At 49.2% G+C, this 9,301-nt stretch carries 12 protein-coding genes; 5 read left to right on the forward strand and 7 right to left on the reverse strand.

What is annotated here, in order from left to right:
- Positions 1-243 precede the first annotated feature (243 nt).
- From PN498_RS02110 to PN498_RS02125, 4 genes are all read right to left on the reverse strand, one after another.
- Positions 244-858: a hypothetical protein gene (locus tag PN498_RS02110; RefSeq protein ID WP_272061023.1), complete on the reverse strand. Its 615-nt coding sequence runs from the start codon at positions 856-858 to the stop codon at positions 244-246.
- A gap of 3 nt (positions 859-861) precedes the next feature.
- On the reverse strand, positions 862-1,269 hold the full coding sequence (locus PN498_RS02115) for a hypothetical protein (protein WP_272061024.1): 408 nt from the start codon (positions 1,267-1,269) through the stop codon (positions 862-864).
- Positions 1,262-2,380 carry a hypothetical protein gene (locus PN498_RS02120; RefSeq protein WP_272061025.1) on the reverse strand — a complete coding sequence of 373 codons (1,119 nt, stop codon included), beginning with the start codon at positions 2,378-2,380 and terminating at the stop codon, positions 1,262-1,264. The genes PN498_RS02115 and PN498_RS02120 overlap by 8 nt, the downstream gene beginning before the upstream one ends.
- Positions 2,381-2,522: 142 nt before the next feature.
- Positions 2,523-3,101 (reverse strand): Uma2 family endonuclease, encoded by a 579-nt coding sequence (locus tag PN498_RS02125; RefSeq protein ID WP_272061026.1) that lies wholly within the window; start codon positions 3,099-3,101, stop codon positions 2,523-2,525.
- A gap of 95 nt (positions 3,102-3,196) precedes the next feature.
- On the opposite strand from PN498_RS02125, the gene PN498_RS02130 reads away from it, so the two are divergent.
- The gene (locus tag PN498_RS02130; protein ID WP_272061027.1) at positions 3,197-3,499 is read left to right on the forward strand and encodes a hypothetical protein; all 303 of its coding nucleotides are present in this window, start codon (positions 3,197-3,199) and stop codon (positions 3,497-3,499) included.
- Between the two features lie 43 nt (positions 3,500-3,542).
- Here PN498_RS02130 and PN498_RS02135 read toward each other — a convergent pair whose 3' ends face one another.
- Both PN498_RS02135 and PN498_RS02140 read right to left on the reverse strand, forming a co-directional pair.
- Positions 3,543-4,001, reverse strand: coding sequence for a PepSY-like domain-containing protein (locus PN498_RS02135; RefSeq protein ID WP_272061028.1), 459 nt, complete (start codon positions 3,999-4,001; stop codon positions 3,543-3,545).
- A gap of 397 nt (positions 4,002-4,398) precedes the next feature.
- Entirely contained in the window at positions 4,399-5,313 is a 915-nt protein-coding gene (locus tag PN498_RS02140) for a LysR family transcriptional regulator (RefSeq protein WP_272061029.1), read from the reverse strand.
- 213 nt (positions 5,314-5,526) lie between these two features.
- On the opposite strand from PN498_RS02140, the gene PN498_RS02145 reads away from it, so the two are divergent.
- Genes PN498_RS02145 through PN498_RS02160 form a run of 4 tightly spaced genes read left to right on the forward strand, consistent with a single transcriptional unit; the run spans position 5,527 to position 8,532 of the window.
- Entirely contained in the window at positions 5,527-6,453 is a 927-nt protein-coding gene (locus PN498_RS02145; protein WP_272061030.1) for a DUF1349 domain-containing protein, read from the forward strand.
- A gap of 7 nt (positions 6,454-6,460) precedes the next feature.
- A complete protein-coding gene (locus tag PN498_RS02150) occupies positions 6,461-7,228 on the forward strand; it encodes a hypothetical protein (protein ID WP_272061031.1) in 768 nt (255 codons plus the stop codon).
- Positions 7,209-7,838, forward strand: coding sequence for a hypothetical protein (locus PN498_RS02155; RefSeq protein WP_272061032.1), 630 nt, complete (start codon positions 7,209-7,211; stop codon positions 7,836-7,838). The genes PN498_RS02150 and PN498_RS02155 overlap by 20 nt, the downstream gene beginning before the upstream one ends.
- A gap of 16 nt (positions 7,839-7,854) precedes the next feature.
- Positions 7,855-8,532, forward strand: coding sequence for a cytochrome P460 family protein (locus tag PN498_RS02160; RefSeq protein ID WP_272061033.1), 678 nt, complete (start codon positions 7,855-7,857; stop codon positions 8,530-8,532).
- A gap of 88 nt (positions 8,533-8,620) precedes the next feature.
- Here the strand turns inward: PN498_RS02160 and PN498_RS02165 are convergent, their stop codons facing one another.
- Positions 8,621-8,887 carry a hypothetical protein gene (locus PN498_RS02165; RefSeq protein ID WP_272061034.1) on the reverse strand — a complete coding sequence of 89 codons (267 nt, stop codon included), beginning with the start codon at positions 8,885-8,887 and terminating at the stop codon, positions 8,621-8,623.
- Positions 8,888-9,301 lie beyond the last annotated feature (414 nt).

Raw genomic sequence — 9,301 nt, forward strand, 5'->3', positions numbered from 1 at the left:
CCAACGCTTTCACACTCAAATCGAATTTCAGTGTGAAAGCGTTCCCAACCTTGGCACTCAAATACCTCTGCCCTCACATAGAATACAAAGGCCAAACTAAGACCAATCTGACTCAACATTGCCCTTTCGGCTGGATTTGAATCAATAACTTTAACTGGTAACTAACGATTAAGTACAATTTCAATATGTGTTTTTGCAAGGGTTCTTTCCTAATCAAGGAAAACATGATGACTTTGTAGAAAATCACTTTTTATCTTGCGGATCGAAAAAAAGCATAATTGGAATGTGTCTAACTCTGAAAGGCAACCCAGATCTCATGTGCTTGTGCGAGGAGAAGAATGCTAGCGGATTAACTTCACAATCGCAATCAGCGAAGTCCTCAAGCCCTCTATTCCTCAACCCATGTCTCCAACGCTGCATAACAAGAAGAGCATTTTCTTTTTTTATATAGATAATCAATCCCCCCTCGCTTTGATTATGTGATCCTACTGAATAACGAGTAGTCAGCTGTTGAAATCCTCCCCAGAGATATTCAGAACCATTGTGAATCTTAGCTTCTCCGATCCATGTGTAGCTTTTTTTTCTGACAGTCAAGTCGGTATGGCCACCTAACTTTTCATCATGAGTAGCTTCCCATCCAAGCTGACGAAGGACCGTTCTAATTTCAATGGTCAAACGATCTTCGTCATCTCCATTTCGCTTCTCAGGATTTTCTTGAATATCGGAAATCAATTCGTCTAAATCTTGATAAAGTAATTGAATAAAGTCTGCATAACTGTTGACTGTCTCTCGCTGGATAGATCTAGCTGTCTTTGGACTAAGGGCCTGTAATTGTGCTAAAGAATACTTTTCATCCATCACTTAAATAAATAGCTCTTGTCTAAAATTCTGCGCATCGAAGTAAATAAAAACTTTATCTCGAAAATCTTCTATTTCTTTGCCTGTTTCAGGATGAACTAAATATCCTGTTTCTTCAGCTTTAGCTAATTCTTCTTTGTCTAAAGGGTAATCTTCTCCATCTTCAATATATTCAAATTTAACTTCTAAGACTTTCATTACATCGCCATACAGATATTGAATTGCAGATAGCAGCTCTTGATTAGAATACTTGTTTTGAGTGACGTTCCTGAATGTTCCGTAAGTTAAGTATGCAAGTTGATCACATGGAACTGAAAAAATATAGTCAACAATTTCCATGCAAATGTGTGACTGAATATTTTCACCCCAGTCGTCTCTTATGGTTTCAAGTAGAGTACGCTTGCTAGTCATTATTTTTTAAATATTTAATGACTTTCTCAATTATCGATTCATAGTCTTCTAGACCCAAACATTTTCTAATTTCGAGGCCATCTATGTTTTTCTCATTCTCACTGTTGAGAAGAGTAACGTGACCAGGGATCAATAACTCTGGAGAAGAACTCAAGTCTGGTTGTATGTTGATATGCCAATGAACCGCCAATCTGTACAGGTCGATTCTCTGAACTGCATCCATTCCAGCTTTGTGATACACCTCGTCTCTTAAATCTATTTGTCCTCTCCTCATTCTCTCATGTTTTATGGAAGCAGTGCCAGTAGCAAATCCAATCTCTACAACTTTTCCTTCTTCTTTATCACTGTACAAATGCTGCAAGAGCGGAAAAACATTCAGTTCCTGAGAAAAACAAGACGCCAAAGATCGATCAGAGAAAAGACGTTGAAAGCATCTCCTGGCATGGACAAAGGCTCCAGGTCTTTCTTCTACAGGTAAGCCACCTGAGATATCCATCCTGAACTCTATAAGACCTCTTCCTTTTCGAATGGTTACAACATCGAAGAATTGACGAGAATTTCTTTTTATTCCTACCAACTCATCGTACTCAGAAAGTATTTCTGACAAGTCAGAATCAAGCTCGTGTGGCTTAAACCTGACTCTAGATGTTGTGAATCTGCTAGTACAGAAAACAAAGTTCATTACTTCTTTTTTGTTTTTTATGTCTACTAGATACGTAGAGGAATCCATTCCTTCAAGCTTTTCCTGACTCAGAGGGAGAGGATAACTTTCCAGGAATTCATTCTCCTTTACTGTTACTGTTGAGAGATCTTTTAGGATTTGTTCTTCGATATTTGAATTAACGCTAAAAATCTTGACTTGTTTTTCTCCTGTCAATAGATGCTCGCAGTAGTCCTCAAACAAGGACTCGATTTTTTGGTTTAGTTCATTTACTTTTTCTTCTGTAGCATGGTTGTATTCATCTAGCAGCTTTTTGATAGTATTTCTTGCACCGCGGGAAACCAAAAGCTCATTTTTTCTGAGCAAACTGCTCATTACAGGCCAAGGTGCCCTCTCGTGGAGACTCTCCAAAAGATTTTTAAGATTTTCAGGCTTTTTCTCTGTAGACATACCAACGCTATATTTGTACAGCTATGCCACATATCATATTTAGAAAAATCTGATATGTACTCAGTGGCGAATGTATTGCTGTTCAACGTATCTATAGTCATGCACAAAACATTCGCGTCATGACCCAAATTGTCGAATTTCCCTACGTCAAAGGTTGCAACATCTCTTCAACCGTCAATTGCCATTGGGGAAACGTTGGTGAAACAACTGTGTCGCTTTGATTAAAGACCGTTTCCGTATATGTCCCCTCAACCATTGCCAATACCGTCACGCAACCTGCTTGAGAATCCACGATCCAATATTCTAGGATGCCGCGCCACTCGTACTGATTGCGTTTGTCTAAATAGTCGCGGCGGTGGCTTTTCGCTCCGGGGCTGACCACTTCTACCACCAGCAACGGTGGAGCCATTTCCAACGTGATCGCCGACTGGCCGAGGGCTTGCAACTGCTCTAGGTGTTCTGGGCGCAATACCGTGAGATCAGGAAAGCGATTCTTGGGTTGACCCAACACTTCGATCGCCAGCTGATGCGTTCTGACCCGTTGAAAGCCGACAATTTCTGACAAGGCGCGATCCAGAGCCCGCGAGATCAAGACATTCTCATCTGATTCGGGCGGCACCTCAATTAAATCCCCATAGGTCAGCTCATACCGCCGATCCGTCCCGTCATCGTAGGCGAGATAGTCAGCAAATGTCGCAATTTTCAGGTTGGCTTGAGTCAAGGAAACAACCTACGTAATGCCTTCAACTAGATTGTAGTGTGAGCCTAAACTGAACGATGGTCGGTGTGTGAGACAGCGATCGCCCCTCACGAGTGGTGGGTGTTGGGCACCGAGGCGATCGCATCACCTGGCTTTCTTCGCGGACGCTTCTCATCCTCGACCCCGAAACCGGGCAGCTCAATCGAATTACCGATTGCCCCGACGATAGCATTCTGCCCGAGGCGGCATTGACTTTTGGCGCATTGCTGCGGACCCGCTCGATCCACAGCCGATGCTGGTGCAAACCCGCTACTCAGTGCCCGTCACCCGTGGCGCACATTCGCTGGTGTTGGTGCCCTAAACCACCACACAAACACGGACATCGATCAGAACAGCGACGCTGGGCAATAAGCGCTTAGGCGATAGCGCGATCACCTGGCAGATGGGCTGCTCAGGCCCGCCTCATGCATCCTCATTGGCATTGGCGGTCGGTTGTCCCTGTTCATCAAAATAGAGTTCGATCTCTTGCCCGTTGCCCTCGACCTCGACCTCATAAAAAGTGCCTGTGGGCGTTAGCTCAATTTCGTACTTCGTGATGGCGTAATTGGGATATTGTTGCCTCACCGCTTGCAAGACAGCTTGGGGAAACTGGAGTTCCTGAACTTCATATTCGGTCTCCAGCCACTCTCCATCTGACGAATACTCCACTTCATACTCCAGCCCATCTTGCACAAACGCCGCCTCATATCCATAGGGCATTTGCTCCCATTGCGACGATATGTTTGGGTAGGTGGTATTGAATGCCTGCACAACAACGTCGGGAACCGACCCCTGGGAACCAGAGCCACCACAGCCTGCAACACCGAGGCATAAGGTTGTCATCAAGACGCTCAAAGATACGCGATTAACAGGAAGTTGCATAGTTGCTTCCAGAGTGAGTCTACTATGCCCATCTAAACTCATGATTTCGTCTTTGACCAAGGCAAACCATGATCAAACTGTTCTGGGGTTATAGCATGATTGGGAGACCGGTTTCCCCATTGGGAACCCACGGGAACTTGTCGCCTGACGCATTGCCATTAGGCAACGAGATATGAGCGATCGCGCCTCCTGCCTATCCCCTTGACAGCCGCTAAGCTAAACAGCATCTACCGCTATAGCAATCCGAAGTTTGGTTAGGACAGCCCAAATCGCTAAAAAGCCTGCGTGACGAGGGTTTTATTTCCGCATTCCGAACTCCGAATTCCGAATTCCGCATTCTGAATTCTGCTATGGATGAGATCGCCTGAAAACAGGCTTTTCCAGGCTATTCTGACGGCTAGATATTCTGCGGTGACGCTCTAGATGAGATCGGTGTCGTGACCTGTGCGACCACCTCTAAAAATTTCTGAATGACCGGAGAACTCGCGTTTTTTCGCCAAGCTACGGCAAGTTGAAGAGATAGCGACTGTCCTGCAAGGGGACGATGCGTGACGCCCGTCATCCCTGCTTTTTGTAGGCTCTCAGGGACAAAGGTCACGCCCATGCCCGATGCCACAAGACCGATGCGGGTTTGGTGCTTGATCTCTTCGTAAACGATATTGGGCTCAAAACCGGCGTCGCGGCAGAGGGCCAAAAACTGGTCATAGAGTACCGGGCCTTCGTAACGGGGATGCAGAATGAACGGTTCATGGGCTAGAGATGCTAGCGATATCTGCGATCGCGCTGTCAGAGCATGGGTTTTGGGCAGGGCGACCAGCAGGTGCTCTCCCTGAAGTGGATACAGATTGAGCATCGTCGCCTCGATAGGAGGATGCAAAAAGCCCAGATCAATGGCCTCTGTTTTGAGCTGGTTGACCTGATCGAGCGTGCAAACCTCGGTCATCGCAATTTCGACGTTGGGATAGCGATCACGAAACTGCTTCAAAATTTCCGGCAAAATCGTGTGCATCGACGACGGCGTAAAGGCGATTTGTAGGTGGCCGACCTCCCCCTGAGCGACACGCCGGGCTGCTTGAACGGCAGTTTCCACCTGCTTCAAAGCTTTGCGAATTTCTCCCAGAAAGGCGACTCCGGCGTCGGTCAACTCGACGGTGCGCTTGGTACGTCGCAACAGCGCAAATCCTAATTCGGCTTCTAGCTTGTGGATTTGTCGGCTCAGCGCCGGCTGAGTAATGTGCAGCCGAGCCGCTGCTTTGCTGAAATGCAGCTCTTCGGCAATCGCCACAAAGTATTCAAATGCATGAAGCTTCATACTAATAACCTTTTGTTATTAATGCGGCCTAAAAAAGCATTGGACAGCATTAATGCTGCTTGCTTATGTTAAGGGAAGTCAACAGACTTTTACAAAATTACGGTTAGCTCTGGGCAAAGGGCGGCACCGGCTGACACTCAGCGACGCCACCCTTGGGTGGGCTTCGTGGCTGTGCAGTTCATGTTGACTGACAAAAAGACGCAGGAGACATCGATGAAGTACTTCGTTAATCAACTCTCTGGTGGACTATTGATGACAAGTTTGGTATGTGCAGGCGGGGTAATGAGTGAGACAACTGCGCCCGCCGTGGCGAGTGAACGGGCTGAGGCTACAGCAGAGGATGATTTGCAATCGCTCTCAACCCGTTTCGACACCCCTCAAGCGTTGGCAAACTGGCAAGAATTTCAGGTGCCAGGATGGGTGCCAAAGTGGGAAGCTCCCCGAGTTGAAGATGGCCTGTTGGTGCTGCAGCCTCGGTCATCAGGCTGGTTTGAGGACAATACTGCAGGACACTTGTATCAGGAAGTGACGGGCGATTTTATCGTTACTACCCGAATCAGGGTAGAGGGCATGCAGAGTTCGGTACCGCAGCGATCGTTCTCACTCGCAGGGCTGTTTATCCGGTCACCACGAACGGTCACCGCTGCCACTTGGGAACCGAATCAAGAGAACTGGCTATTTTTCAGCGTGGGCACTGCTTTCCCCGCCGGTCAGTCTCAATTTGAAATCAAATCGACTTACAACAGTCTGTCAACGTTGAAAATTTCCGAAGCGCAAGCAGGGTGGATGCGGCTACGGGTAGCTCGCTCTGGTGAATTGTTCACGCTGCTGTATCAAGCAGACGGTTCTGGCGAATGGACGGTGTTGGATCAGTTCATTCGTCCCGACCTACCGGAAACCCTGAATGTGGGGCTGACCGCCTATGCCGACTGGGATTCGCTGGCTCCGGATTACCCCAACTATCAGCAATACAACGAACAGGGCGCATCGACTCAAAATGCTGATTTGTTAGCTTATGTCGAATCAATTGAGTTTCGTCGCCCTAGTACGTCCCGCTTTCCCCTCGCCACGCTCGATCCAGGGGTTTCCTTTAATCCTCAACTTTCGGAAGCCCGGATGCGCGATCTGATGGCAGATTGAGCGCGCCATGACTGTCATCTTTCGTGATTTTGGAACTCTTGCCATGCTTCACCTCAAGCGTCTCTCTGTTTTGTGGATAGCGGTTATCACCGCCTGGGTGCTGGTCAGTCTTCAGCCGGCAGACGCCCAGACTCCTCCCAATTTTCAAGGGCGCTACATTGCTGCCATCTCCGATGCGGATATGCGCGCCTATGCCTACATCGACGGACAACTTGGCGAACCGCGCGGCACTGATCAGCTTTCGCTTGTGACCCTGCCGCTGCCGTCTATCCCCGCACTGACCAGTTCGATTGAAGTTTCTAACTCTGTGATTAATCCCGTCTACAGCCTGGTGGCGTCGCAAGACGGCAATACGATCTTTGTCGCTGAAACTAAGGAACCGCGCGAACCTGAAGATCAGTTGATTAGCGATCTTGATTTGGGGACGACTTTGCGGGCCGTTGACGTATCCGACCCGGCTGCCCCCAGAGTGATTGCGGAAGTAGAGGTCGGCATCGATCCGCAAGGGGTGGACATTGATGCGAGTGGCACGACGCTGGCCTTGGCGACAAAAGATCCAAATGCACCCTTAACGTTTGTCACCTTCACGAATGGTCGCTTTGGCGAACCGACTCAGTTGCCCATGCAAGGTTTCTCACCCGTGGCGGAGTTTCCCGATCAGGGAATGCTGCCGCATCATGTGGAATGGCACCCCACAGCCGATATGATTGCCGTGAATGCAAATTTTCGGGGTCAAGTGCAGTTTTTTCCGAGTCGTGCGGGATGCGGATGGTGATGTGACCGATGTCGTGCCTTGGGGCAATCGGGTCGTCACTTCTAAGTGGCCGATGTCGGGCAAGTTTTCTCGCGATGGACGCTTCTACATCACCAACGACTTGCAGTGGGGGCCAGACGTTCGCGGATTCTATCTGAATGCGCCGCCGTCGCAGTTAACGGTCATCGAACTCGCGCCGCTGGAGGCAGGCGACGAAGCCCAGCATTTTGTGGTCGGCGGGGTTTCGCTGCCCAGACATGCGGAAAGTATTGCCTTCTCGAATGACGGCACGCTGATTGCGACCAGCAACATCGGCCAAACCTGGCTGGCACCGGATGAAGTCGGCTACAGCCAATCATCTCTCTCCCTGGTTCAGTTCGATACCGAGACAGGCCAGGTCAATCATGCTGGCAATTGGTCGTTTGACGGCATCTTGCCAGAGGGGATTGAATTCGATGCTGCTGATCGGTATGTTGTCGCGGGGGTTTTTGAATATGAGACGCCGGAGCCTCGACAGGGAGCCCTTGAATTCTGGCGCGTGCTCCGCGATCGCGAAACGCCCCGTTTAGAGAGAACAGACTACGTTATCACAACTGGGCCGGGCGCTCATTCTCTCATTGTGGTCAACTAAACCGGGAGGCTAAAAAATGAACCGTCCCAAATGGCTGACGTGGCTGCTGCTATTTAGCGTTGCGATCGCCGCTGCTATTACCCTGACCCATTTCACCCCGCACCGAGCACTCTACAGTTCCGATACTCGCGATCGGCAACCCGCCTCAGCCAGCGATGCGGCATCCAATCTCCATCCAGATCTTTACGCTGATGCGGCCTATGACGAGATGCCTGAGAATGCCGAAACGTCCCTGCGAGTGAGATTTCCCGCAAATTATCGCGAGCAATTTGTGCAGTACGTCACGGTGGACTGCCCCAACAGTCGCATCGTGCGCCAAATGTTCGTCAATCCAGAAGCGTTGTCAGCCCTGCAAACGAGCGATACGCCCCCCAGCGGCACCGTGCTGGTGATGGAAACGCACTCTGCTCAACCCGGCAGCGACGGACGATTGATGCCCACGCGGTTGAACAATGTGTTTGTGCGTGAGAAACGGGATGGCTGGCGAGTGAATGAAGACAGCGGCGAGTGGCGATCAGCCTGGTACAGTCCCCAAGGTTCCTTAGTTTCCAATAATCAGAGTTCCTGTACTGGCTGCCATACGATGGTGAGAGAGCGGGATTACTTGTTCACACTGCCAGCCCTCCTCGCTACCGCCCAAACTGGGCAAAAGCAGTATCAACCCACTGAATTTGGCACGTCAGTATGTCGATAAGCATCAAAATCCGCCAGCAACTTCACCTGAGCGTTCTCCATCGCACACGATACTTTTGTGACCCGAAAATTTCGTTTCTAGGACTTGGCTAAGAAAGAGCCGCCTCACCCACCGATTTAATGGCATCAATGCCACTTTCTAAAAAGGGCTGAATGCCCAGGTTTCCAAATAATGAAGCATGTGAATAGGCCAAGACAGAACGAGGTTTAAGAAAATAGCGCCATTCCACCCGAGTTTGTCCGCCTGCCGTTGGCGTTAATAAAAACTCGCCGCGAATATATCGAATCAGCCGACGCCCTGGATTCGCGATCGCCCAGACCTTGTAGGAAAAATATCGGGGTGGCTGATTTTCCACAATTGCTGTCGAGTGTCACGAAAACTGACAACAATGTCACAAAAGTGGTTCTTTCTCCCTTTTGGGTGCGCCGAGGAAAGCTCGGCTTTGACAATGGGGAGTAAATCCCCATCCTGAAAGCCTTGGCAAGGCACAGGTACTGAGTGTTGCCAAGGCTTCGGTAACGAAACCAGCGAAGCGTACACAAGGAGAAGATGGGCTGCAATGCAATTAGCGTGAAGGGATAGAGCCCCGTTATGAGAATACAAAAGTGGATGCTGACGTGGTCCAAAACCTGACTTTTCCCGCTAAGTCCGGTTCGCCAGTTGCCATCCCTCAAGCAAGTCGTGCAACTTAGCCCATCCTCGCCAAAGCACCTGAATGCCGATGGGAGTTTTGCGACGATGTTCCAGATAGCCGCCCAAACGAGCAATC

Source organism: Oscillatoria sp. CS-180, from assembly GCF_028330965.1.
GTDB lineage: Bacteria > Cyanobacteriota > Cyanobacteriia > Phormidesmidales > Phormidesmidaceae > Halomicronema.